The organism is Paenibacillus sp. sgz302190 (assembly GCF_059820445.1).
Genome location: NZ_JBZYAO010000008.1, coordinates 118,387 through 143,126, shown reverse-complemented (window position 1 = coordinate 143,126; position 24,740 = coordinate 118,387). Strand labels below are relative to the sequence as shown.

The 24,740-nt window shown below is 53.1% G+C and carries 20 protein-coding genes and 1 pseudogene; 12 read left to right on the top strand and 9 right to left on the bottom strand.

Annotated elements, in window-relative coordinates; genetic code table 11:
- Positions 1–24 precede the first annotated feature (24 nt).
- The 8 genes from queC to AC6RNO_RS12000 all read left to right on the top strand — a co-directional run bounded on the left by queC (position 25) and on the right by AC6RNO_RS12000 (position 12,685).
- The gene (gene queC, locus AC6RNO_RS12035) at positions 25–741 is read left to right on the top strand and encodes a 7-cyano-7-deazaguanine synthase QueC (protein WP_488434811.1); all 717 of its coding nucleotides are present in this window, start codon (positions 25–27) and stop codon (positions 739–741) included.
- Between the two features lies 1 nt (position 742).
- Positions 743–1,420: a response regulator gene (locus AC6RNO_RS12030; protein ID WP_497105575.1), complete on the top strand. Its 678-nt coding sequence runs from the start codon at positions 743–745 to the stop codon at positions 1,418–1,420.
- Entirely contained in the window at positions 1,417–2,814 is a 1,398-nt protein-coding gene (locus tag AC6RNO_RS12025; RefSeq protein ID WP_474679397.1) for a sensor histidine kinase, read from the top strand. The genes AC6RNO_RS12030 and AC6RNO_RS12025 overlap by 4 nt, the downstream gene beginning before the upstream one ends.
- Positions 2,815–2,959: 145 nt before the next feature.
- Positions 2,960–6,076: an efflux RND transporter permease subunit gene (locus tag AC6RNO_RS12020; RefSeq protein WP_497105574.1), complete on the top strand. Its 3,117-nt coding sequence runs from the start codon at positions 2,960–2,962 to the stop codon at positions 6,074–6,076.
- Positions 6,077–6,093: 17 nt separating this feature from the next.
- On the top strand, positions 6,094–7,386 hold the full coding sequence (locus AC6RNO_RS12015) for an efflux RND transporter periplasmic adaptor subunit (RefSeq protein ID WP_474679395.1): 1,293 nt from the start codon (positions 6,094–6,096) through the stop codon (positions 7,384–7,386).
- Positions 7,387–7,420: 34 nt separating this feature from the next.
- On the top strand, positions 7,421–9,181 hold the full coding sequence (locus AC6RNO_RS12010; protein ID WP_497105573.1) for a hypothetical protein: 1,761 nt from the start codon (positions 7,421–7,423) through the stop codon (positions 9,179–9,181).
- 689 nt (positions 9,182–9,870) lie between these two features.
- Entirely contained in the window at positions 9,871–10,107 is a 237-nt protein-coding gene (locus AC6RNO_RS12005) for a hypothetical protein (protein ID WP_497105572.1), read from the top strand.
- Between the two features lie 73 nt (positions 10,108–10,180).
- On the top strand, positions 10,181–12,685 hold the full coding sequence (locus AC6RNO_RS12000; protein WP_497105571.1) for a hypothetical protein: 2,505 nt from the start codon (positions 10,181–10,183) through the stop codon (positions 12,683–12,685).
- A gap of 122 nt (positions 12,686–12,807) precedes the next feature.
- On the opposite strand, the gene AC6RNO_RS11995 is transcribed toward AC6RNO_RS12000, so the two are convergent.
- On the bottom strand, positions 12,808–13,209 hold the full coding sequence (locus tag AC6RNO_RS11995; RefSeq protein WP_474679392.1) for a helix-turn-helix domain-containing protein: 402 nt from the start codon (positions 13,207–13,209) through the stop codon (positions 12,808–12,810).
- Between the two features lie 140 nt (positions 13,210–13,349).
- The gene (gene fabF / locus AC6RNO_RS11990; protein WP_497105570.1) at positions 13,350–14,585 is read right to left on the bottom strand and encodes a beta-ketoacyl-ACP synthase II; all 1,236 of its coding nucleotides are present in this window, start codon (positions 14,583–14,585) and stop codon (positions 13,350–13,352) included.
- Between the two features lie 106 nt (positions 14,586–14,691).
- Between fabF and AC6RNO_RS11985 the strand changes: the two genes are divergently transcribed.
- Positions 14,692–15,540: a helix-turn-helix transcriptional regulator gene (locus tag AC6RNO_RS11985; protein WP_474679390.1), complete on the top strand. Its 849-nt coding sequence runs from the start codon at positions 14,692–14,694 to the stop codon at positions 15,538–15,540.
- 1,042 nt (positions 15,541–16,582) lie between these two features.
- A complete protein-coding gene (locus AC6RNO_RS11980) occupies positions 16,583–16,795 on the top strand; it encodes a helix-turn-helix domain-containing protein (protein ID WP_474679389.1) in 213 nt (70 codons plus the stop codon).
- 30 nt (positions 16,796–16,825) lie between these two features.
- Here the strand turns inward: AC6RNO_RS11980 and AC6RNO_RS11975 are convergent, their stop codons facing one another.
- The 5 genes from AC6RNO_RS11975 to AC6RNO_RS11955 all read right to left on the bottom strand — a co-directional run bounded on the left by AC6RNO_RS11975 (position 16,826) and on the right by AC6RNO_RS11955 (position 21,025).
- Complete coding sequence (locus AC6RNO_RS11975; RefSeq protein WP_488434804.1) at positions 16,826–17,119, bottom strand: hypothetical protein; 294 nt, start codon at positions 17,117–17,119, stop codon at positions 16,826–16,828.
- 550 nt (positions 17,120–17,669) lie between these two features.
- On the bottom strand, positions 17,670–18,578 hold the full coding sequence (locus AC6RNO_RS11970; RefSeq protein WP_497105569.1) for an effector binding domain-containing protein: 909 nt from the start codon (positions 18,576–18,578) through the stop codon (positions 17,670–17,672).
- Between the two features lie 90 nt (positions 18,579–18,668).
- Entirely contained in the window at positions 18,669–19,055 is a 387-nt protein-coding gene (locus tag AC6RNO_RS11965; RefSeq protein ID WP_497105568.1) for a hypothetical protein, read from the bottom strand.
- 63 nt (positions 19,056–19,118) lie between these two features.
- Positions 19,119–19,889 (bottom strand): hypothetical protein, encoded by a 771-nt coding sequence (locus AC6RNO_RS11960; RefSeq protein ID WP_474679385.1) that lies wholly within the window; start codon positions 19,887–19,889, stop codon positions 19,119–19,121.
- A complete protein-coding gene (locus AC6RNO_RS11955) occupies positions 19,889–21,025 on the bottom strand; it encodes a diguanylate cyclase (protein WP_497105567.1) in 1,137 nt (378 codons plus the stop codon). The genes AC6RNO_RS11960 and AC6RNO_RS11955 overlap by 1 nt, the downstream gene beginning before the upstream one ends.
- 173 nt (positions 21,026–21,198) lie before the next feature.
- On the opposite strand from AC6RNO_RS11955, the gene AC6RNO_RS11950 reads away from it, so the two are divergent.
- Together AC6RNO_RS11950 and AC6RNO_RS11945 are read left to right on the top strand one after the other, a co-directional pair.
- On the top strand, positions 21,199–22,329 hold the full coding sequence (locus AC6RNO_RS11950) for a glycosyltransferase (protein WP_497105566.1): 1,131 nt from the start codon (positions 21,199–21,201) through the stop codon (positions 22,327–22,329).
- Between the two features lie 160 nt (positions 22,330–22,489).
- Positions 22,490–22,771: a hypothetical protein gene (locus AC6RNO_RS11945; protein ID WP_497105565.1), complete on the top strand. Its 282-nt coding sequence runs from the start codon at positions 22,490–22,492 to the stop codon at positions 22,769–22,771.
- A 68-nt stretch (positions 22,772–22,839) separates the two neighbouring features.
- On the opposite strand, the gene AC6RNO_RS11940 is transcribed toward AC6RNO_RS11945, so the two are convergent.
- Both AC6RNO_RS11940 and AC6RNO_RS11935 read right to left on the bottom strand, forming a co-directional pair.
- A complete protein-coding gene (locus tag AC6RNO_RS11940) occupies positions 22,840–23,457 on the bottom strand; it encodes an RraA family protein (protein ID WP_497105564.1) in 618 nt (205 codons plus the stop codon).
- 28 nt (positions 23,458–23,485) lie between these two features.
- A pseudogene (locus tag AC6RNO_RS11935) lies at positions 23,486–24,596 on the bottom strand (LLM class flavin-dependent oxidoreductase); the annotation flags it as partial.
- Positions 24,597–24,740 lie beyond the last annotated feature (144 nt).

Below are 24,740 nucleotides of genomic sequence, written 5' to 3'. Positions count from 1 at the left end.
CAATAAATAAACGGAGTGGATAGCATGAACGAGCCGGTAAAGAAAGCTGTGGTCATTTTAAGCGGAGGCCTGGACAGTACGACGTGCATGGGCATTGCCGAAGCGAAAGGGTACGAGATTTACCCGCTCACGTTCGATTACGGGCAAAGACACCGTATCGAGCTTGAAAATGCGAGGCAGGTTGCCGAACATTACGGCGTCAGCGAGAGGCACAAAATCATCAAGCTGGATTTTTTGAAAGATTTCGGGGGCAGCGCTTTGACGGACGATTCCATTGACGTTCCGCATGCGGCGGCCGGCGAATCGGCGCATTCCGCTCAGGAGCAGCCGGAAATTCCCGTCACTTATGTGCCGGGGCGCAACCTGCTCTTTTTATCGATTGCGACTTCGTATGCCGAAGTTACCGGCTCCGAGGCGATTTACATCGGCGTCAACGCGCTCGATTACAGCGGCTACCCGGACTGCCGTCCGGCGTTTATCGGCAAAGTCGAGGAAGTCATCGCCTTGGCGACCAAAGTCGGCGTCGAAGGCAAAGGAATAACGATTGAAACGCCGCTGATCGAGTGGACGAAAGCGCAAATTATTGAGGAAGGGCTGAGGCTCGGCGTACCGTACGAGCTGACGACTTCCTGCTACAACGGGAAGGCCGAAGCTTGCGGCGAATGCGACAGCTGCCGGCTGCGCTTGAAAGGGTTCGAGGAAGCGGGCTCGACAGACCCGATTGCCTATATGGGGGGATAACATGGCCAAAGTGCTGGTTGTGGACGACGATCTGGATATCCGCGAGCTGATCCGGGTTTATTTGGCCGGAGAGGGCCTTGATGTGATCGAGGCGGGCAATGGACAGGATGCGCTCGCCATCGTTGAAACGATGCAGATCGATCTGGTCGTTCTCGATGTGATGATGCCGCTTATGGACGGCTGGGAGCTGTGCCGCGAGCTGCGGGCCCAGTACAGCGATCTTCCGCTGCTCATGGTTACGGCGAAGGGCGAGTCCGCCGACAAAGTGAAGGGCTTCAAGCTCGGGACGGACGATTATGTCGTCAAGCCGTTCGATCCCGTGGAACTGGTGATGCGCGTGAGGGCGCTGTTGAAGCGGTACCGGATCGCCTCCTCCCAGACGGTGCAAATCGGGGACATTATCATTGACCGCATGCAGTATGAGGTGCGCGTAAAGGATCAACGGGTCGTGCTGCCGCTTAAAGAATTCGAAATTCTTTACAAGCTGGCCAGCTATCCGGCGCAAATTTTTACACGCGCGCAGTTAATCGAGCAAATATGGGGAATCGACTATGAGGGCGACGAGCGGACGGTTGACGTGCACATCAAACGGATCCGGGAACGCTTCGAGAACGAAACGGACCAATTCCAGATCGTGACGATCCGCGGTTTGGGCTATCGGCTTGAGGTCAAGTCATGATCAAAACGCTTTATTTGCGGGTTGTGCTGACCTATTCCGCCGTCGTCATTGTCAGCGTGCTGCTTGCCTTTCCGGTGACCATGATATTTTTTACCAGCCAGATCTCCGTGCAGATTCAGGCCGGGCTGCTTACTGCAGGCAATCGGGTTATCGAAATGAGCGAAACGTTTCCATCCGTCCCTTTGGAAGATATATTGAAATCAAGCACCAAACTAAACGACGGATTTTCTTTAACATTGTTCAAAGACAGCGGAAATTTTCAAACTTACGGCATTCAAGACAAGAAGTACTTCCCCGTTATTCAGCCCGAAGAGGTGCAGCAAGTGCTGCAAGGCGAAGTTTACAAAAACAGCGTGCGGTACACCGACAATCTGAGCGATCTTGCCACGATCAAGGTCGGTATTCCTCTTGTCAAGGACGGAAGGACGTACGCTTTATTTGTCGCTCCCAAAATATCCGAGGAAGGCAAAGGGCAGACGAGGGCTGCGGTTTTGACCGGACTTGCGGTCGTCCTGATTATCGGAAGCATCCTTATTTTGTTCGCTTCCCGGTATATTGTCAATCCGATCAAAAAGCTGACCCTGGCGACGAATCGTCTTGCCCGCGGCAATTTCAACGTCAATGTAAAGATCAAGCGGAAGGACGAGATCGGACTGCTTGCGGAAGGCTTTAACCATATGGCCGGGGAATTAAAGCAGCTGGAGCAAATGAGACAGGATTTTGTCTCGAACGTATCCCACGAGATTCAGTCGCCGCTCACATCGATCCGCGGTTTTTCCAAGGCGCTCAGACAACCGGAAATTACGGAGGAGGACCGCCACCGTTATTTGGAAATTATCGAACGGGAAAGCGAGAGGCTGTCGAGGCTAAGCGAAAATTTGTTAAAGCTGGCTTCCCTCGAATCCGAGCATCATCCTTTCCATCCTGCAACCTTTGACCTCGATGAACAGCTGCGCAGAGTCGTCGTTTTTTACGAGCCTCAATGGTCTGAGAAGCATCTGGAAATGGAACTGGAGCTGCCCAGAGTTAAAATTACGGCGGATGCCGATCAGTTGAATCAGGTTTGGATCAATTTACTCGGCAATGCTATCAAATTTACCCCGCCGCACGGGAAAATACGTTTGAAGCTTGTGACCCGGATGGACCGGATACGGGTTCTGGTCAAGGACAGCGGCATCGGCATCCGCAAAGAAGATCAGGAGCGGATTTTCGACCGGTTTTACAAAGCTGATCAGGCCAGACAGCGCGATAAGGGAGGAAACGGGCTCGGGCTGGCTATCGTCAGAAAAATCGTCGAGATGCATCAGGGAACGATCGATTTGCGAAGCGAACCGGGGGAAGGCACGTTATTCGTGGTCACGCTGCCGATTGTAATGCACCATCCGAAAAATTAATCTGTGAAGCGAAGCCTTGGAGAAATATTTTCCAAGGTTTTTCTTTTAGTTCATATTGGGTTCATATTCACCGGGTATCTTGAGCATACGAACATTTGATTTTGATCCAAATGTGCAACACGATTGTTACGAGGGGAGTGCAGGAATGAATCGAATTACACAGTTTTCCATGAAAAACGTGTCGGCGCTGTTCATCATCATGATCATGCTTTTTGTGGGCGGGCTCTATACGTCTACGCAGTTGAAGGTCGAGAACATGCCGAACGTATCCTTTCCGTATGTTGTTGTAACAACAACCTATGCGGGAGCGCCCAAGGATGTTATGGATGAAGTTACGGATCCGATCGAGGAGAAATTGGCTAACATGGAAGATCTGGATACCATGAGCTCAACCTCGAGCGATAATTTCTCGACGATCATTTTGAAGTTCAAAGAAAATGTGGAGGCGAAACAAAAGAAGCAGGACGTTCAGGATTTGCTTGCCGAGGTGAAATTGCCGGCTGCCGCAGGAACGCCAAAAGCATCCACATTCGGCGCGGCATCCATCCCGACGAACTATTTAGTCGCCTACGCCGAAAACGGCATGAGCCAAACCGAGCTGGACGCTTTGTTCAAAGACAAAATCAAGCCGGGGCTTGAGGGCATCAATGGCATCGACCATATGGATATCGTCGGCGCGCGCGATACGTCGCTTGATATCGAACTGGACGCAAGCGCCATGGAAGTATACGGCTTGTCGCCATCGTCGCTGAGTGCCGCCATCAATGCCGCCGTCGCGAAAAGTCCGATTGGCAGCGTTGAGATCAGCGGCAATGACAAGATGGCCCGCGTAACGGGCAACATTACAAGCTTGTACGAGCTTGAACAGCTTGAAATTACGACGCCCAAGGGAGATATCGTCAAGCTCTCCCAGGTGGCCAAAGTCAAATCCGTCACGGAGTCCAAATTTATCGGGCGGCTGGACGGCAAACCGGCTATCGCGATGGTGATGTACAAAGCGGGCAGCGCCAACGCCGTCGAATTCTCGGGAGGCATCGAGAAGATGATTCACGGCTGGAAATCGTCGATGCCGAACGTAACGTTCAAAAATACGTACGACAGCGCAGACCAGATCAAGGAATCCATCACGGGTCTGATTCGCGAAGGGGTCGTAGGCGCCGTTCTGGCCTCGCTGATGATTCTGATTTTCTTGCGCAACGTCCGGATGACGCTGATCGTGCTCGTATCGATTCCGTTGTCCATCCTCATTACTTTATTGCTGATGGGGCAGCTGGGATTGACGCTGAACACGATGACGCTCGGCGGTATTTTTATCGCGGTCGGCCGTGTCGTCGACGATTCCATCGTCGTTATCGAAAATATTTACGCCTCGCTGGAAAAAGCGCAGGAACGCAAAGAATCGGTTATCGCTCTGGCAACGAGCCAGGTGGCGATGGCGATTACGTCATCCACACTAGCGACGGTAGGGGTATTTGCGCCGTTGGCGTTGGTAACCGGCATCATCGGCGGATTTTTCAGACCGTTTGCCTTAACGATCGCGTGCGCGCTCATATCTTCCCTGATCGTCGCACTCACGGTTATTCCGATGCTGGCCAAATTGCTCGTGCTGCGAGGCAAGCCGGGTAAAGCGCATCACGACGAGTCGCAGCACGGCAAAATCACTTTGTTCTATGAAAAAGTGCTGCAGTGGAGCTTGAAAAACCGCATCAAGTCGTTGCTTATTGCAGGTTTGATTTTTGTCATTACAATTGTCGCTACGATGCCGTTCTTATCCGTTTCGTTCTTGCCAAGCTCTAAGCCGTCCAAAACGATGTACTTCCAATTGAAGATGCCTTATGAGACTTCCTACGATGCAACGGACGCCAAAACGAAAGAAATTGAAACTGAGCTGATGAACTCGAAAGATTCTAAAGGCCAGCCGGTATTTACGTATGTGGAGGGGCTCGTCGGGTATGCGGGCAATAATGATGAGCGTACGCCTTACGCTTCGCAAATATTTGTGAGCGTCAACGACAGCGTAGCGCCGGATAGAGTCAAGGATCAGGTCAAAAATTACATTCTTTCCGAGCTTCCGGCCGGTTCTGAAGTCGAGCCCAAATCGATGGAAGGCGACATGGGAGTCTCCTCAACCGACTTCGAATACACGTTGAAAGGGGAAGACCAGATTCAGCTGGAAAAAGCCGCCGGTCTGGTAAAAGCGAAGCTGAACACGTTCCCTGAGCTCAGCGAAGTCAAAGATAACCTGAGCGACGCGAAGACGGAAGTCGAAATCGCCGTCGACCAGAAAAAAGCGAGAGCTTACGGTCTAAACGCTGCGACAGTCCGGGATACCGCGCGCGCCTGGATCCAGAAACAGGCTCTTGGCGATATGAAGTTCGACAATATCGTATACACCACAACGGTGTCGCTGGATAAAACAGATAAAGACACCTTGGAAAAGCTGGGCAATATTCCGTTCACTACTTCCACGGGCTCCACGGTTCTGCTGAAGGAAGTCGCCAAAATCAATGTAATCAAAGGCGCCGCTTCGCTTGGCCGGGAAGGCCGCCAACAGCTTGTGAAAGTGACGGCCAAAATCAATTCCAGTAATAAAAACGGCGTCAGCCAGAAACTGTCGCAGGCGCTGGCTGAAGTGACGCTGCCTGATGGCGTATCGACGAAAGCCGGCGGGGTATCGGACGATATTAACAGCAGCTTCTCGCAATTGTTCGTCGCCATGGCGGCTGCCGTATTCGTCGTTTATTTGATCATGGTGCTCGCTTTCGGCAACGCCGGCGCGCCGTTCGCCATCCTGTTCTCGCTTCCGCTCGCCGTCATCGGCGGCCTGCTCGGACTCGTCATAGCGAGAGAGCCGCTTACCGTAACTTCCATGATCGGGTTTCTGATGCTGATCGGGATCGTCGTTACGAATGCGATCGTGTTGGTGGACCGTGCTCAACAGCTGCGCGAAGAAGGCTACACGGTACGGCATGCGCTGATTGAAGCGGGAAAAGTTCGTCTGCGCCCGATCATTATGACAGCCGGCGCGACGATTATGGCGCTTATCCCTCTTGCTCTGGGCATTTCCGGAGAAGGCGGCCTGATCGGCAAAGGGCTTGGGGTCGTCGTTATCGGCGGTTTGACCACATCGACCATCTTGACTCTGGTTGTTGTGCCGATCGTCTACGAATTGATCGAAAGCTTTAAAAGCAGAGTTTCCCGTATGTTCAAAAGAGGCGGCAAAAACAGCGAGAACGCATCGCCGGGCACAGTCGAGGTTTAATTAAGGGAGGCACATAGATGAAAAAGGTTAGCACGGAAAATAAAAAATACAAACGTAAAACTATAGGAGTGTTCGCTCTCTTGACTGCGGCTGCGCTTCTGGCCGCCGGCTGCTCGGCTCCGGGCGGGAGCGGTGCGGCAACCACGCAAATAACGCCGAGACCGGTAAAAACCGATGCGATCGCGAAGCATTCGATCAGCAGTCCTATTGAACAGGTGGCCGACTTAGCGGCCGGCACGACTTTGGACGTCATTCCCAAAGCGAACGGCGAGGTCACGGAAGTTTTGAAAAAGCGCGGCGAGTACGTGGAGAAGGGCGATGTTTTGTTCGTGATCGACAGCAAAGATGCGGTGTCGGCCAAACAGAAGAGCGAGCTCGCCCTGCGCAGCGCCCAGGAATCGCTGTCGCAAGCCCAAAAAGACAAAGTCAACAACCGCAAAGATTTGGCGGATAACGTGACAAAATCGCAGACTGCTTTGCAAAATGCCAAGCAGGATTACAACAAGATCCGCAATGACTTCGACGCGGGCCTCGTAACCCAGCATCAGGTCGATCAAACGAAGCAGGCGCTCGACACGGCGCAGATGAATCTCGAATCCGTTCAAAACAAGCTGTCGGCTTTCGATTCAAGCGATTCGATATCGTCGATACAAACGCAAGCCGAATCATCGGCCCTTGCCCTGGATGACGCAACGCGCTCGCTGGAGAACTACAGCGTAAAAGCGCCGGGCAGCGGCATTTTGACCGACTTTACGATCGTCGTCGGACAGAGCGTTTCCGCAGCGGCGGGAAAAGTCGGCCAGGTACAGCAGGTTGACCCGATTAAAATCAAAACGGAGCTGTCCGAAACGAACTATCAGCTTGTCAAAGGCAAGCAGGAGCTCGTATACTACAATCCGGACGCCCCCGATAAAAAGGGAACCGCCAAAATCAGCTATTTGGCGCCGATCATGAGCGCAACGACCAAAACGTATACGTTGGAGCTTGAGGTCCCGAACCCCGACCATCAGCTGCAGCCGGGCACGCGTTACATGGTCCAACTGACAACGGAAAAAGAAGAACAAGTCGTCTCCGTGCCTACTTTAAGCGTCGTCCGCGAGGAATCGGACACCTATGTGTACATTTTGCAGGACGGCCAGTATCAAAAACGCAAAGTGAAGCTTGGACGCATCAACGGGGAGTTTCAAGAGGTGCTTGAAGGTGTGAAGGACGGCGAACAGCTTGTCGTAACCGGGCAAAACACATTGAAGGACGGGCAAAAAGCGGAAGCGGCCCAGCCTTCGCCATCGGCGACTCCGGCAGCCAAATAAGAAACGCAAATCTCAGAACAAGGAGTACACGAGCATGAAAAAACCATGGAAAACGGGTTTTACCGCGTTAGTCATCGGTACGATGATCATTCAAGGAGGGCTTCCGGTGTTCGCTGCGGACGCTGCGGCAGTTGTCGCAGCTGCTCCGTCGTCCAATTACGGGCTGACGAGCGACATTCGCGCGGCGATTAAAAATATCGCCGTCGAATCTACGGCGAACGGCCTGCAAATATCGGCAACCGTTAGGGTATACAACGGAGGCGAGACGCAAAACCGCCTGCCGGAGCATGAGCTTCGCGTGCGGACGGCGGAAGGCCTCGTCTATACGCTTCAGCCGAGCGTGAGCAACAAGGCGGCTCTGCAGCCGAAAGAAATCGGCGAACTGACCTACATGGCGGTCGTTGACAGCAAAGAATTGACTAAAATCGACTCGATCTCCTTCGTCAACGTGGACATCTATTCGTATCCGAAGCAGGAAACGACGCTGCTGACGATGCCGGCAAGCTCCGTATGGTACGGAACCGGCAACGCGGCGCTGCAAAAGCTTGATTTGCTCAATTGGGGACAGGCGTTCACGATTCCCGGGCTGAACTCGGGGCTTGTGTACACGCCGGTTGAAGCGACTGTGCAAAATACGCCGGTTGCAGCAGCTGCGCAAAACACGTCGTCTGCAGCGGCTGCACAAAATACGAGCGGCGGCCGGGCGGTCGTAGTTACACTGCTTGCCGAAAATCCGGGAAGCGGCCGGGAAACGGTTCCGACCTTCCGTCTGGATGCCCAAACCGCTCAAAAAACGTTCGAAGGCAAACGAACGGAGCAGGATGCCGTAACTTTGGACGGAGGCGAAAAGAAATACATTCACTTCGCCATTCCGATTGACAACGGTGCGACGGTTTCCGACCTCCTGCTGGTCACCACGGATTCGTTCATCGCCAAAGCGGGCGCGCAGGCAACGCCGATCAACACGGGCAAGCTTGGCTTCGCTTGGCCGGCTGCCGGACAAGGAAATGCGGCTGGCACGGCTTACACGATCGGCACTCCGATCGCTTTCGACCCTATGACGAAAGTGGTGGACAGCAAAACCGAAGTGTCGCTGATGGAGCTGCACCTTCACGAGAATCCGGGCGAAGGCTTCAAAACGGTCGTCGCCAAATTCAAGCTGACGAACAAAAGCGATGTGCCGGCAGACGTTCCGGCATTCCAAACGGAATTGGCCAACGGCAAAGGGGTCACTTACCGCGGCTCCCGGCAAGCGAAGGTAACGACTACAATGAATCCGGGCCTCAGCTACGTTGTCAGCTACTCTTACAATGTGCCGGAGTCGGAAACAGGCGACACGTTCTCCATGAAGCTGCTGGACGCGCAGGCGGCGGCGCCTTACACGACAACGGTCGCTTCGCTGCAAACGAAGGCTCAAACCGAAGAAACCGGCAATACGTACTCTTTATATCCGTTTGATCTAAAGCTGAACAGCGCATTTGTCGCTTTCACTTATGCCCAGTCGCAATATTCCTATAAAATCAATCTGGATCTGGACATTACGCAAAAGGAAAATGTCGTCGTCGACAACAACTTCTCCAAGCTGAGATTTGAAATTGTCGATGGTGCGGGTCGCGTGCTCGGTTCCAAAGACGCTACCTTTACAGGCGCGAACAAGCTGATCAGCGGCACCCAGATCATCGATGCGAGCAACGTCACTTCCCAGCAGTTCGTCACTCCGGTATCGGTTAACATTTACGAGTTGATCGAAACCGAGAACGGCACAGCGAGACGCCTGCTCGCCAACGCAAAATAACATAAACAGGCTGTTCCCAAAGCAGATGAATGCTGAATTCTGCCGGAGGGGGCGGCCTGTTTTTTTTGCGCGTCTATGTCGGCTTGCTAGCGGGATCGCCCGAAAAACCTGCGGCCGGCCGGGGGCATATCGCAGGCAACGCGCAGTGCCGAACATCCTCAGAAGCCAGGCTGCTAGAAACCCACACGCCGGAGCCGGCGCACAATCTGCCTGGCTGCACGAAGAAAACTTGAAAAAACTCCTATAACGTTGTGGGCGTCACCCCCACAGTGTGAAATTAACCAGGTCTACTGCGTTATATTTTCGTATAAAGTGGGGGGTTTTTGCTCATTGGTGCGCTTGTTTCGAACATTTTATGGGAAAATACAGTTTTTTCGCTAGAATATAGTTTATGACCTGTCTTGGTCGGACATTCCTGCTCAATCTACCTTGTAACGTGAAGAAAACCTGCAAAAGTGCAGGTTTTTGCTCATAGATGCGCTGGCTACGAAATATTCCTGCAATTGTGCAGGCTTTTCGCCGCGAGCATGGGTTCCGACTCATTTTTATCGAAAATTGCTGCACAATTGCAGGCTTTTTGCCAAAATGAGCTACTTTTGTGAAAAAAACCTGCACTTTCGCAGGTTTTTGGGCTGCCGGGCCTTTGGGCTGCTAAAGAGCAGTGCCACCTAGCTATCCCACAAGGAACGATGCAGTACATCGTTTCGGCAGAGGTGACGGCACATTTCGCGGCACGGAAAGATGCCCTCGGTGTTGATAATTTTTTAGTAATTCATCCAATATTTACCTTGGCTGCGGCAATGCTGCTGCTGCGCAAGTGGGGATCGCAGGGATCAGGCCCCAAGTCCCGCTTGTTTTATCTTTTTTGCGATGACTTTTTGGATTTGTATACTCTTTCTTTCTTTTACTATGGTAAAATAAAATAGGTTTTGACTGTAAGCGCTCTTAGCCTAGTTGATAGACAAGCTTCGCAGATTCCGGCGGGAGGGAGGAGACCGGTTGAATAGAAAGATTTGGATGAGTGGCGCCGCGTGCCTGCTTGTCGGAATAATTCTGATCGTCAGCTATTTTGCATACGGACGTCCGGAGGAGCGGTTGAAGGATGTTCTCCGTGGAGCCGATCCGTCCGTTTCCCCGGAACCTTTGGCGGCGAAGCCGGATCACACTTCCGCCGATATCGAACGAAAGCTGCAGGAAATAAACGCTTGGAAGACGGCCGAGCAAGGTTTTTCAACGGATACGCAAGAGCCCCTGATTTTGCTGCGCAACGATAAGCAGGTCGTTTACGTCCAAAACAATCAAATTCGTTACGATTGGATCGGCGGCGCCAATTATCAAAATATCCCTTTAAATTTCCCTGCGGTGCGAAAAGGCTACATATGGAGAAGCGGGACGACCGCCTATATCGGGCTTTCCGTTCAAAAAGGCAAAGGGGATTGGTATGAAATCAATCTCGCTGCATTGACCGGCAATCCGTTGAAAAGGCTGGGGGACATCCAGCTCGCCCCTGAGTCTGTCAAAAGAGTTACATTTTCCAAAAAACCGGCGGGCGCGCTTTTTCTCGAAAATAAAGATGAATTGTACCAGGAATACTGGATCGGCGGGCAGGCGAGGGAACAGTTTTATGTGAACGATTACTCTCCGAATTTGCAAAAGGCGTCTGCCGCGTCAGGTCAGCCCGTTTTCGGCAAGGACGGATTTGATAACGTTCAAGAGCACGACGGCGCCTACATGATGGAAGATGACCTGGGTTTGCTCGTCTATCAGGCGGGAGGGGGCGGCCCGCAAATTTTTCGCTTGTCGGGATATAAGTTCCAGCAAATCATGCCGTTTCCGACGGACCCGGTTCTCAAGCTGCAGCCGGTTTATTCCGGTAAGGACGCCTTCCTTCTTCTAGTCAGAAGCGCCGGGGACAAAACTTCCAAGGGCGTCCTGCTTCCATCCTATAGCCCGGTTTTGTTCACACCTTCGCCTCAGCTTTTGGAGCAGGGCTGGACGTTGATTGACGGGCAAAGTTTTGTAAAAACAAGCGCACAGCGAATAGAAACGTTGTCTTATCCGCCGGCCTCGCCGGCCCGTTCTCAGGAGGAGGCGCATTCGGCTGCCGCATCGCTGGCGGGTTTCTCCGAAATCGTGCGGCACAATAAGCTGGTAGCTGCGACGAAAGACGGGATTCGGCACTATTTGTCGCTTAGCGATTTGATGAACGTACGGCAGCAGGAAGACACTAGCGCGCTGTGGATGAGGGATCTTCCCCAGGGGCAGACGATCGAAGAAAAGAAACGGCACAATCCGCAAAAAGAGCTGACTTTCTCTTTTCCGGAACTTCATGCGGGCAGCGATGCGTCTTCCATTCCCGCGGAACTGCAGGAGGCGCTGCGGCGGCGGGACAACAGCGGAAGCGGGGACAGCAGCGCAGGCCGCACGATCCGGCAGATTGCAGGCGTCTGGTACGTGCTGTCCAACGATACGATGGAAACGTGGGATACTGCGGCTGGATTCAAAACGGCCGGACGATTGCCGGTGAAAGTCCGCTGCTCTGCAGGCAGTTATGTCACGTGCGCGACAGCGGCTGATTTTGCGCAAGAAGAAGGGTACTGGTATGTGGCCGATACGGTGGGCAACCGGGTTTTAAAGCTGAGCGGAGAGTGGAAGCTGGTGGATGAAGCGAGCGTTCCGGTGCCCTCGCGGCTCACCGTAACAGCTCAAAAAGAGCTTGAAGTTCAAAGCCTGCAAGGCGTTCTGCTTATGAACCGGCAACTGAAGCAGATTTCGCTCCAGCCGTCCCGTGCGGAAGAGACAGGGCAACTGCCTCTTGTCGACGTCAGCGCCGCCCCGGAAGCTGTATACGAAGCTGCGAACCATATGCTATGGGTTTTCCTTATGGACCGGCTTTACTTGTACGATACCCGCAAACATACGATAATAACGCATTATATTGGCGCAATGACCAACATGAGCGGGTCCGCCAAGCTAATTCCGTATCGCAATCAGGTGCTCCTGCTGCTGGATGACCGGATGCATGTATTTGACAGCCACGGAAATTGGCAAAAGGAAATTTCGTTCCCCCGGTCGCAGCCGGACGGGATTTACGATGCTACCCCGACAGGCGAAAATTCCTATACGTTTAATAAAGAGCTTGGCGCGCTTTACTTGATCCAAGGCTACAGGCTGCTGCGCATTGAGCCGGACAAAGGAACGGTCGGCACCTTATTCTGGCAGCTTCAAGCCAACATGGGCAAGCTGCTGTCGGACAGGGGGAAGCTGTATTTTACGCTTCGGCCCGGAGGCAGAAGCGAACTGCCGACGGATCACGAGGAGCTTGTCGCAATCGATACCGGCTCGGGGAAGGCGACGAGATACCGGCTTTCCGGGAATTACACGACGGATTCGATCACGAAGGACAGAGAATTGCGGTTATTATCGCAAACGGATTCGAAGGAAGATTCCGCTCCGGACCGGTTGGTCGTTTACAAGTTGAATGTGCAGGGCGGCTTGGAATAAACATCAAAAAGGGATACCGCGGCTGACCGTGGAATCCCTTTTTTGGTTTAACGAAAATCCTCGAAAGACCCGATTTCCAGCGGAGCGGACTTAGGGTGTCATTTCAAAGGGATTGCTGTTCATCAGCTATTCTCCTGCTGTTCTGCGGCGTCGCGCGCCTTGCGCTCCTTCCAGAACAGCACGGTGAGCATGCGCTCGACCCATTCTTTGTCCACAGGAGTCAGCACAATTCCGTCGAACATAAGCTCATTCTCGCGAATAAACCGGCGCAGATTGACGGGATCGCTTTGATATTCCTGAACGGGCTGGGCGGACTCCAAATATCCGGCAATTTCCATAAGTTCCGAGTACGAAGTGTTCAGTCCTTCGGACAGCTTCATCAAAACTTCCGGCGACGGCACGCCGCGATTACCGTTCTCCAATTGGGAAATGTATGCCGCAGAAACTCCCGAACGGTCGGCCAGCTCGCGGATCGTAAAACCTTTCAACTTGCGCATATCTTTTAATTTATCGTAAAAATACACGTTTCATCACCCTCACGAACGATCCATAAGTAAACATAAGTTAACATTAATATATTAACAGTTTACTTTAGTTATTACAATCCCTTTGGGAGGATTCATATACTAATAACTGGATCGCGAGGATGAGGCCGGAAAAATGTTTATGAAAATCTTTTGAAAATGACAACCGCGTTGTGGCCGCCAAAGCCAAACGAATTGGACAAGCCGATTTGAAGCTGAGCGGGTCTTGCTTTCAAAGGAACATAGTCCAGATCGCACTGCGGGTCTGCATGCTCCAGATTGATCGTCGGCGGTATGACTTGCTCCTGCAGCGTTTTGATGAGCGCTACGGCTTCCACGCCGCCGGCGGCGCCCATCATATGGCCGAGCATCGATTTGTTCGCGCTGATCGGCACCTCGTAAGCTCTGCGGCCGAGAAGCCGCTTGATGGCGAGTGTCTCCGACAGGTCGCCGGCCGGCGTGCTTGTCGCGTGCGCGTTGATCGTGCCGATCTCCTCCACGGCGAGCCCGGCGTCGTCAAGAGCGATGCGCATGGCCCGGTACGCCCCATCGCCTTCTGGATCGGTCGCCACGATGTGGTAGGCGTCCGAAGTCGTGCCATAGCCGACGATCTCGGCATGGATGCGGGCCCCCCGCCGCTCGGCCGATTCGAGCGACTCCAGCACGAGCACGCCCGCGCCTTCGGCGGCGACGAAGCCGTCGCGCTGCGCGTCGAACGGGCGGCTGGCCTTCTCCGGCGCGTCCGTACGCCCCGCAAGCGCCGTCGCGTTGCCGAAGCCGGCGAGCGCGAGGTCGGTGACCGTCGCCTCGGCTCCGCCGGCGATGACGGCCTCAGCGCCCCCGCGCTGGATCAGCTTGAACGCCTCGCCGATGGCGTTATTGCCGGTGGCGCAGGCGGTGACGGGTGCCTGCACGGGGCCTTTGATGCCATAGCGGATGCTCACCTGCGCGGCGGCCATGTTGGCGATCATCATCGGCACAACGGTCGGGCTTACCCGTCCCGGACCGCGCTCCAGCAGCGTCCGGTAATTGTCCAGCATCGTCTGGATGCCGCCGATGCCTGAACCGATATAGACGCCGACCTTCTCGGCGTTCGTCTCATCGATGCTGAGGCCGGCATCCTCCAGCGCCTGCTTGGTTGCCGCGACCGCGAATTGGCAGTAGCGGTCCATTCTGCGCACATCGCGTCCGCCGATGGCGGCTTCCGGGTCAAAGCCGCGGACGACCCCGGCAACATTCGTTTTGTAGATCGAGGTATCGAACGTGTCAATATGTGAAATACCCGACTGTCCCTCGACCAAATTCTTCCAGAACGTTTCCGCATCCTGTCCGATCGGACTAATGACACCCATTCCCGTAATGACTACTCGTTTCATACAGATGATCCCTCCTAAGCTTTTTTAATAGTTTGGCATAAGAATTATCCTATTACAAGTTATGGTTTATACTGGTATAATGAGTTACATGATGGGGGGATTTTTGATGGATTCGAAAGAACGTTTGCGAGCGTTATCCGAATTTTTGACGGCGCACCGGGCCAAGCTGCTGCCGAGCGACGCTGGCCTGCCGGCAGGCAGCCGCAGACGCACGCCCGGGCTGCGGAGAGAGGAAGTCGCGCAGATCGCAGGCGTCAGCACAACCTGGTACACGTGGCTGGAACAAGGAAGAGAGATCAAAATGTCCGTCCAGGTGCTGGAACGGATTGCTTTTGCGCTGCAGCTCAGCGAAGATGAGCGTCAATATATGTTTTTGCTGGCTTTGGAGCAGCCGGCGCCAACCGCCGTTGTCGACAGTACGCCGACGATCAGCCCGGCGCTGGAGCGGATTTTGACTGAGCTTCGGGAGTGCCCGGCGATTATTTTCGACCGGAGGTGCCACATTGTCGGCTGGAATCAGGCGGCGGCCGGGGTATTTCTCGATTTTGAACGGATTCCCGCGGAAGAACGCAACATGATCTGGCTGCTGTTTACGCGCAAAGAGCTGAAGGCGCTGGCGGTGAATTGGAGCGATTTTGTGAGGGGCTTTTTGGGGATGTTCCGCTCCTACTACGGGCAGTACGCGGGAGACAACTGGTACAGCGAATTTATTCAAAAAATCGGGGAGCGCAATCCGGAGTTCCGGACGTTTTGGAACCACAACGATGTCAGCTCTGCACCGGAAGTATTCATCGAGTTTCGCCACGCCAAAGTCGGAAAAATGCTGTTCGATTTAACGACGATGCAGGTGCAGGGGCGGTCGGACTTGCGCTGCAGCGTGTACACGCCGTCGAAGGGGTCCGATACGGATGCCAAAATCCGGCTGCTGATGAACAAGCTGGACAAGCTAAAATAAGCCGCGGGCTCCGGTAGGCCGGGGGGCCAGGGCTCCGGGGCTCCGCCAAGCGGGTCGTAGTCCGCGCAGCGGTTTGGCAGTCCGCGTAGCGACATGGCAGTCCGTTCAGCGGCTCGGCAGTCCGCGCAGCGACATGGCAGTCCGCTCAGCGGCTCGACAGTCCCGGCTCAGCGGTTAATAGTCTGCTCAACGGCCAGGCAGTCCGCAAAGCCTGCAAAAGTGCAGGTATTTTCCGTGCAAGTGGTTCGTTTGGAGGAAAAGCCTGCGAAAGTGCAGGAATTCCGGCTCATAATGTGTTCGAGCTCGCATATTTGTTAAAAAACCTGCACATTTGCAGGAATGTTTCGAAGCACGCGCATCTGCGAACAAAAAAGATGCACTTTTGCACTTTTGCAGGCTTTCTGGCGCGAGTCCGACGGCGCTTTTGTCAGCTCGGGGTGAACTCATGCTCGGGAGCAAGCTGAGCGGACGATACTTTGTGCGAAACGAGGACAGACTTGCCGGGGGGCCGTTATATTACTTGAAGGCGTCGCCAAGCGTTCAACAATCGAATAGCCGACCCGCTGCGCGATTTGGCTGATCGGCATGTCGGTCGACTCCAGCAGATGGGCGGCTGCGCTCATTCTGGCGTACGCGAAAAGTCATGTTATCGCTTTTGGGCGGCGGCGAGCTTGCGTGGGGACAGAACCGTACCGTCTCCATATCGATCTGCCGGCTGCACAAGAAATTTTCAGGAACTTTCTCGATAAAAAGCCTAGCCCTGGCAGTCGGTACTGCCGGGACTTGGCTTTTTTGTGCTGTCAAAAGTAAAGCAAAGCCAGACAAGAAAAAAATATACAAAAGTAAACATAATTGATTGCAATAGCGGAAAATAATGGTATAATGTCAATCAGGGGAACAAAATGAGAACGGAGGTTGAGTGCCAACGCAGCCGAGATGCAATAAGGTTTCTAATGGATATAAAGTCACTTAACCTGAAATAAAGCGGTTCAATGGAATTAACAGTTGTAAACAAAAGAGAGAACGGGGGATTTGCAGGGATATGAGAATTATGGCGAAGTCCGATGCATTCATTAAAGCGCGAATTATTAAGGGCTACACCCAGAGAGAACTGGCGAAGCATTCGGGTTTAAGCCATGCTTATATCAGCTTACTAGAACGTTCCATGAAACCGGTAGGACCTGCGACGGCCAAAAAATTGAGCGATGTATTGGGCAAAGATCTGGAGGAGCTGTTTCAAATTGAGCTGCTGTGAGAACACAATTATTATATTACAGAGTGGTGTTTAAGTAAAACTGAATATCAGCTTTTCCGCAAGCATTAACTTTTTTAATGATACTGGGTGTTTACCAGATTGTTGAAAAACTCGCACGCAGGAGGAAGCCCGTCTGTTTGAACGCGCGCGGAAAACCTGCAAAAGTGCAGCTTTTTCCTCGTTGGTATGCCAGCAGCGAAATATTCCTGCAAATCTGCAGTTTTTTTCGCGAATAAATGGGTTCAGGATCATTTTGATCAGGAATTCCTGCACAATCGCAGGCTTTTTCTCAAAACGGGCCTCATCCGCATAAAAAGCCTGCACTTTCGCAGGCTTTACGGGCTGCCAAGCCGCTTCACGAACGGCTGCAGCCCCAATTAGCCCTCCTCAGGCTAACTGACCTGACAGAGCGTTGCGGCTTTCTCAATACTCTGGTATTTATCCAGTCTTTTTTAGGATCATGAGCATCGGCCAAAACGCTAATAGTTGTAAAGAGCGATCGAACAGACCCGTTTCGCAAATCAGTCAAATCTAGCAAAAACAATACGGCGGAGCGTAGAATTCGAAGCGCCGGCCAGAACGATGGCAAGAGGCTGCCATCGAAAATCAGCCCTGCACAATGTGAGCGGCTTACGGCGTGACTCCGACATCGCTAGGAGTCTGGCGGGCGGATTTGCATTTGCGCTCAGCTCCCAGTGTGCGGTGTTTGCGCTCCCTGACGGCGGTCGGTCGACCTATGACTGCCTCTATGCCGCTAACGCCTGCATAACATCCGTCATTTCGCATACTAAGTTCATGGGACAGGCTCCTGGCTCCTAGCTGTACAAAGCAAAGGATGCAGCCCCTACAATAAGGCTGCATCCTTTGCTGCATATTAGGCGTTTTTACGTTTAATCGGAACATAGATGTCCATCTGTACTTCCTGTTTGTCCGAATGGCAGCGTTCGTCGTAAAGCTCGAACTCCGGCGTTCCGGCGTGCTCGTAACCGGAATGCGGAAACCATTCCTGGAACACCGATTTCCAGGTGCTTTGAATCGAGGGCGAGAACTGGTCTTGCGGCACTTTGGGCGTTGTGAACACGGCGTATTCGGCCGAAGCGAATTCGCGGCATAACAGATCGTCGGGAACGTCTTCGAAATGCTCCGCTTCCATGCCGATCAAATACGTGAACGTTCCGGCGTCCATGTCAAAGCTGTGGCAAATGCCGAGTTCTACCGGACTATCGCGGTGGACACGATTCGGAATGCGGCGGGACCAGCCGTTCTGAATATAATCTTGCCAAAAGCTTGGGATCTGCTGCAAGTTTTCTCCATTATGCGTCGACGTTTGAAGCTCATAGCCGATGACTTTGAATGCGGGTTTGGTTACGATACGGTATTCCATGCGAATGCCTCCCAAATAAGGATTGTATTTGCGCTGCAGCACATTCAGCTTCGAGTATGTCGGCGGTTTGATTCCCTTTTTGCGGTAATCGGCCGGCGTCATCTCGAACATGCGCTTAAAGGCGCGGGTGAACGTCTCATGGTTTTGAAAGCCGTTCTCCAACGCAATGTCGAGCAGCCGCGAATCCGAGTAAGCTACCTGATAAGCCGACCGAGCCAGACGACGTTTGCGCACGTATTCCATTACCGTTTCTCCCGCCATGGACTGGAAGACCCGGTGAAAATGAAAGTCGGAAAGCTTCGCGACTTGCGCCAGTCGCGCCAATGACAGCTCATCGGCCAAATGTGCCTCCACGTAATCGATCGTCGCTTGAATCTGCTTTAAGTAGTCCACTTTCACACTTATGTGCGGCCCCCTTTTGCGCTATCCCCATTGTAAACCGGATTCGAGCCCGATTCTTGACCTTTCTTGCTAATTGCAGGCCTGCAGTTATTTAATCCGCTTCAGCCTGTCTATTTCCAGATCGTGCTGTCCCAGTTTTCCGGCCAAAAAGTCAATATCCTCCTTAGTTGCCGTATGCTCCAACCGCCCGTTTATGACTTCAAGCATAGCTATAATATCCTGGTTGCTGTTGGATTCTATTCTTTCAAGTTGTTTTTGTATGCCGTATATTTCATTGTCCAGTTTGTCGAACCTTGCATGGACTGCGTCGTGGAACGTTACTTGATTTTGATGAACAAGTTCAAGGTCATGTTGGAACGATTCTTGATTCCTTTTAATTGATTCAAGTTCCTGCTGAAATTTTTCCTGATTGTTGATCAGCGATTGCTGACTCTCCAGTATCGTCTGAAGCATTACTTTAAGCTCTTGGTCCATGCTTGATCCATCTCCTTTAACCGGGATTGCCTATATTGTACTACAGTCAGGACGAATGGTCGCTCATTTGACAATTTGCAGCATTTGATAAACTTCGCGCCCGTCGCCTTTGAGCTTCGTTGGGCGGCTGTTTAACTGGGAAGAACCGTCTCCGTCGAGGAAAATGCCGTCTATGAGCCTGCCCGGTACGACTTTTTGCAAAATGGCGCTGCGGAACTGCTCGACGGTGCAGGGAGTCGGCGTCACGATCAGCCAGACGTTCCCTTGCGTATCGTACGCGGCGCCGGAGCGCAGCCTGTTTTCGTCATAAGCGGGCATTTCTTCCGCGATCATTTGCGCTTCCCAGCCGGCCGGATCGGCCAGCTTCATGCTTACGCCGCCCTGCGCCCAATAGCGCTTGCGGTCCGTAACCTGCAGTTCGCCTGCATGCATGACGTTCTGGATGCCGAACTTGTGCGCGGCACCGTCCCACACCAGCGTGCCGCGCGGCACGTCCGTGTTGTACCAGCCTGTCCCGTAGTCGTTGGCTTCGCCTTTGGCCGGGGCGTCGTCCGTAACCGCGATGCTGAGCAAATCGCCGTTGTAAAAGAAACCGCCGTTAATCCCGTATAAGCCGGTTTCCGTCACATTGCGGTCGATCGCCTTGAGGGCGATATTGTCGGGCGTCGTTTTGAGCGCATGCAGCACTACGCCATTGGCGGCTTTAAATTTGTAGTAAGTGTAGGCATGTGGAAGCTTGCTGTTATGTATGGCAAGAGGGTATACAATGACGGAAATCAATAGGCCGATAAAAGGGAATGTCAACCATAGCGCTGCTGCGCGGTATTTGTGCATTAACCGTATTTCACCACCTTGTTTTTGCCGGTCGTCTTGGCTTTGTACATCGCTTCGTCCGCCTGTTTGATCAGCTCTTCGGCGCTCAGCCCGCTTTTGTATTTGCTGTAGCCGAGACTGGCCGTGACGATCGTTTCCTCCTCAATGCGCTTGCGGACGCGTTCGGCAAAAGCATCCATTTTCACCTTCGGATCGGTGACCATGACGACCATTTCTTCGCCGCCGTATCGTCCGGCAATGCCGCATTCTTCCGCCTCTTCCTTCAAAATTTGCGCAACTTGCTTGAGCACGTCGTCGCCCATCTGATGGCCTTTCGTATCGTTCAATTTTTTGAAGTTGTCGATATCGCTGAACAAAATGTACACGGGAATGTGCCGCTGCACATATTGGCTGACCCGGTTGTAAAAAAATTTGCGGTTGTACAGCCGCGTAAGCCCGTCCGTTATCGATGAATTATAAATAGCCTGCATCAGCTCGACGACTCTTTCAAACAGCAGCAGGAACAGTAAAAAGTAGTACACGATAGGCAGGACGTAGGTCGCAATCGTCAGCCACGGCTTTACTTCCCCGTACAAATACGAATTCAGGACGTGTGCGGCCTGCATGAAAAAAAATACCATCAACCCCATCTGATACTTGACCTGCTGGCCGATGTACGGGGGAATCATATAGAAACAGAGAAAAATAAGCACGAACATATAGAGCTCCAGACCGATATCCTGAAGCAGACGAACCTGATGCGGCGCACCGTTGTACCACTGCGGAACATAAAAATGTAAAATAGACACGACAAATCCCATAATAATAAGTCCGTAGAAAAATACGTACTGCTTCCTGTGCGTCCGGTTGTACAGCTGATAAATGCCCATGTTGACCAGCACGAAAGAGACGATTTTCAGCATGAGCGAAGAGTAGGCCAGAAGACTCGTATCCAGGGAAGTAAAGACCAGATAGAGCTGCAAAATATCGTGAGCGCCCAAGATGAGCAGCGAGATCGTCATCGACAAGTAGCCTTTTTTTCGCCTGTCCAAAAAAAGCCTCAGCGAAACGACAAACATAATCGATAAAATGACAAGCGTAGCCGTATGGGATAAAATGGATGCCGTGTTGTCGTATAGCAATTCCGAAAGTTTCATGCAGAGCTTTCCTCCAAATGCCTGAACGTAGTTGGACATCTCTATTATAAAGGAAAATGATGGGGAGGGATAGAATCGTTTTGGCGGGCGTGACGCTGTTCTCTTTTCTAAACGGTCCGCACCAGTTACAATAAGTACAGTAAGCTCAAGGATTTGAGAGAGGGGCTCATGCAATGAACATCTTGCAAGCATTGTTTTTTCCCCCGGAGCAGCCGGGTGGTGTGTCATCCATGGTTCCTTATATTTTGGACCGTTTCAATAGAAAGGGCTGGGAAATGGATTTATTTTCGCTGCCGAAGCGGATTCGCGGCAAAGGGACGGAAGAAGTGGAATTTACGACCTTCGATTGGCGGAAATTTGCCGGCAACCCGATCGTAGATAAATACATTCAAACTTACCAAGATTACGTATGGTGGACAAAACTGCGGCTGAAGAAACGGTACGATTTGATTCATGCGCACCACCCGATCGCCGGGCTCGTCATGAAGCAGCTGTATCCGGACGTGCCGGTCATCATGACCGTCCACTCCAGCTTTGAACGGGAGCTGGTTTTGAACGGACGTATACAGGAACACGGGATTGAGCACCAGTTTCTGACCCTGATCTACGGCGAACTGGAAGCGAAAGTCGATCAGATGATTACCGTATCGAACTCGTTCAAGCAGTATTTGGCGGAATTTGTGCAGGACAGCGAGCGGATCGGAGTTATTCCCAACGGTTTTGACGAAAAGCGTTTCCGGCCCATTTCGCACGAAAATAAAGTGACGCAATTTATTACGGTATGCCGTCTCGTGCCGGCCAAAGGGCTCGATACGCTCCTGCTCGCATGCGGCGACCTGAAACGGCGCGGTCATCCGTTTGTGCTGCACATTATCGGCGACGGCCCAAATCGGGAAGAACTGGAAAAGCTGGCCATCGAGCAAAACATCTACGAAGATACGATATTTTATGGATATATGCTGCATCCTGAGGAATTTATGCCGTTTTTTGACGTTTTCGTGCTGCCGTCGCGCGCCGAAGCTTTCGGCTCGGTTTTTGCCGAGGCGGCCTTGTGCTGGCTTGCGCTCGTCGGCACGAATGTGGGAGGCATCGCCGAGCAAATCGAGCACGGCCATAACGGCCTGCTCGTGCCGGTAGGCGATTCTCATGCGCTAAGCCATGCGCTGGAAAAAGTAATCATCGATCCGACTTATCGATACAATATGGCGCGCGCCGCCTGGGAAAAAGCGAAAAAGACGTACTCCCTGAACCGCGTGCTTCAGCAGTTGAAAGGCGTATACGAAAGATATCAGGCGAAGGAATAACGGAAGCGTATAGGCGATGGGCGTCTTGCAGCGCAGCGCAGCGCGTCGGTAGCTGCGCGCGGTGCGAAAGGTGTCCCGCTCAGAGCGCGGGTCGCTTAAATGCCAAAGGGCAGCCTAATGCTGCCCAAGAAACTCACCCGCCAGGAGACAGCTCAACTGTTTGGCAAGAGCGGAGAAAGCCTGCAAAAGTGCAGCTTTTTGCCCGCATAACCGCTTCCCTCGAAATATTCCTGCAAAACTGCAGGTTTTATCGCCGAAACTCGCACTCGGAGCCACAATGGCCGGAAATTCCTGCACAATTGCAGGCTTTTCGCCAAAACGGGCCGCTTTTATGGAAAAAGCCTGCACAATCGCAGGCTTTTTGCCGGAACGGGCCGCTTTTGCAGGTTCTGCCGGGCGCCGGCCAGGTGCAGGTGCAGGTACAGGTACAGGTCGTCTCTGAAACGCCCATGACAGCGTGTCGAGCCATTCAAGGCTGCCATTCGGCAGCCTGTTTTCCGTTATGACGAATTATTTCGCCAAAATATCGTCCAAATACCGGAGCGCCGCTTCGCGGCTGCCCGCCACTTGCCGCTCGCGCTGGCGATCCTTGTCCAGCTTGTTCAGCGCGATGCGGAGAATTTCCCGCTCTATCGTTTGTGGGACCGCTACAACGCCGTCTACATCGCCTACGATGATGTCGCCGGGCTGGATGCTGACTCCGCCGCAGGAAATCGGCACGTTCGTCTCGCCTGACCCTGCCTTGCCGCTGGCGGCAACCGTCGTTCCCCTGCAAAACACGGGAAAGTTCAAATCCTTAATGGCCTGCACATCGCGGATTGCGCCGTCCACAACGAAGCCCTGGATGCCGAGCGTTTGCGCCAGGCCGATGACGAAATCGCCGGCGACTGCGCGATAGGTGTCCCCTTTGGCGTCGATCACCACAATGTCGCCGGGCCTTGCTTCCCGAATGGCGCGGAGCACCGCAAGATTGTCCCCTACGGGAATTTTGACGGTAAAGGCGCGTCCCGCGATTTTATAGCTGTCCTTTAGCGGTTTGATGGCGGGGTCCAGATTGTTCAACCCTTGCAAAGCGTCGGAAATGGCCGTGGCAGGCAGCGCCAAATATTCATTTTCGAGTTGACTCATTTTTTCGTCCTCCTTATCGGCAAAATGATTAGAGACCGGCATAGCGGTTGAGCGGGCGGGGCAGCCCCAGGTTCTCCCGCAGCGTACTGCCTTCATATTCTGTCCGGAACAAGCCTCTTCACTGCAGCTCGGGAACGACCGAATTTACGAACTGCTCCAGGCCGTCGGGCAGATCAGGCGGCATAATGTTGAAGCCGTCGGCTCCCCCTTGAACGAACCAATCTTCCAACTGATCCGCAATTTGCCCGGGAGTGCCGAAAATCATCCGGTGACCGCGCGCCCCGGCAATGTGCAAATAAAGCTGCCGGATCGTCATATTTTCCCGACGCGCCATATCAACGAGCAGCTTGGACCGGCTTTTCTCGCCATTCGTTTCGGGAATGTCCGGAAGCGGACCGTCCGGCGGGTAACCGGAGACGTCGAAACCGAGCTTGCGCGAGAGCAGAGCGAGCCCGACCGAAGGCAAAATCAGCTCCTGCAGCTCGTCGTACTTATGTCTGGCCTCCTGCTCCGTCGCCCCGACAATCGGGAATACGCCCGGCATGACAACGACATGCTCCGGCAATCGCCTGAGGGCGGCCGCTTTGTTTTTGATTTCCGCATAAAAAGATTGCGCGCTCTCCAGCGTCGGCTGGGCGGTGAATACGACTTCAGCCGTTTGGGCCGCGAAAGCTTTGCCTGAATCGGACGATCCGGCTGGAATGATGACGGGATAGCCTTGCGGAGGCCGCGATAAATTGAGCGGGCCGCGTACCGAGAAATGCTTGCCGGTATGGTCGATGCGATGCAGCTTGTCCCTGTCGGCAAAAAAGCCGGATTCCTTATCGATCAGCAAAGCGTCGTCTTCCCAGCTGTCCCAAAGCTTTTGGGCAACTTCCACGAATTCTTGCGCGCGCTCGTAACGGAGCGAATGCTCCAGATGCTCTTCCTTGCCGAAATTCAGCGCTTCCGCTTCGGTCGAGGAGGTCACGACGTTCCACGCAGCACGCCCGCCGCTAAGATGATCGAGCGACGCAAACATGCGCGCGATAATGAAAAGGTTCGTTGTACGTCGTCGTTGCCGTAACCGCCAAACCGATCCGTTCCGTAACCGTCGAGAGGGCGGAGAGCAGCGTAATCGGCTCAAGACGCGCGCTGACCCAGTGGCTGAGGAAGGGAAGCCCGCAACGAATATGCAGGCTGCGCTGTCCTTCAGTCGACTGATCGGCAGTTTGCATGTGGATAAGAAAAAATTATATATGGAATAAATATTTTAATTCACATAAAATTACTGTGGATAATAC

Excerpts from the sequence above, each read along its gene's own strand:
- queC (WP_488434811.1), top strand. The coding sequence starts at position 25 with ATGAACGAGCCGGTAAAGAAAGCTGTGGTCATTTTAAGCGGAGGCCTG.
- AC6RNO_RS12030 (WP_497105575.1), top strand. The coding sequence starts at position 743 with ATGGCCAAAGTGCTGGTTGTGGACGACGATCTGGATATCCGCGAGCTG.
- AC6RNO_RS12025 (WP_474679397.1), top strand. The coding sequence starts at position 1,417 with ATGATCAAAACGCTTTATTTGCGGGTTGTGCTGACCTATTCCGCCGTC.
- AC6RNO_RS12020 (WP_497105574.1), top strand. The coding sequence starts at position 2,960 with ATGAATCGAATTACACAGTTTTCCATGAAAAACGTGTCGGCGCTGTTC.
- AC6RNO_RS12015 (WP_474679395.1), top strand. The coding sequence starts at position 6,094 with ATGAAAAAGGTTAGCACGGAAAATAAAAAATACAAACGTAAAACTATA.
- AC6RNO_RS12010 (WP_497105573.1), top strand. The coding sequence starts at position 7,421 with ATGAAAAAACCATGGAAAACGGGTTTTACCGCGTTAGTCATCGGTACG.
- AC6RNO_RS12005 (WP_497105572.1), top strand. The coding sequence starts at position 9,871 with ATGCAGTACATCGTTTCGGCAGAGGTGACGGCACATTTCGCGGCACGG.
- fabF (WP_497105570.1), bottom strand. The coding sequence starts at position 14,585 with ATGAAACGAGTAGTCATTACGGGAATGGGTGTCATTAGTCCGATCGGA.
- AC6RNO_RS11985 (WP_474679390.1), top strand. The coding sequence starts at position 14,692 with ATGGATTCGAAAGAACGTTTGCGAGCGTTATCCGAATTTTTGACGGCG.
- AC6RNO_RS11980 (WP_474679389.1), top strand. The coding sequence starts at position 16,583 with ATGAGAATTATGGCGAAGTCCGATGCATTCATTAAAGCGCGAATTATT.
- AC6RNO_RS11965 (WP_497105568.1), bottom strand. The coding sequence starts at position 19,055 with ATGGACCAAGAGCTTAAAGTAATGCTTCAGACGATACTGGAGAGTCAG.
- AC6RNO_RS11960 (WP_474679385.1), bottom strand. The coding sequence starts at position 19,889 with ATGCACAAATACCGCGCAGCAGCGCTATGGTTGACATTCCCTTTTATC.
- AC6RNO_RS11955 (WP_497105567.1), bottom strand. The coding sequence starts at position 21,025 with ATGAAACTTTCGGAATTGCTATACGACAACACGGCATCCATTTTATCC.
- AC6RNO_RS11950 (WP_497105566.1), top strand. The coding sequence starts at position 21,199 with ATGAACATCTTGCAAGCATTGTTTTTTCCCCCGGAGCAGCCGGGTGGT.
- AC6RNO_RS11940 (WP_497105564.1), bottom strand. The coding sequence starts at position 23,457 with ATGAGTCAACTCGAAAATGAATATTTGGCGCTGCCTGCCACGGCCATT.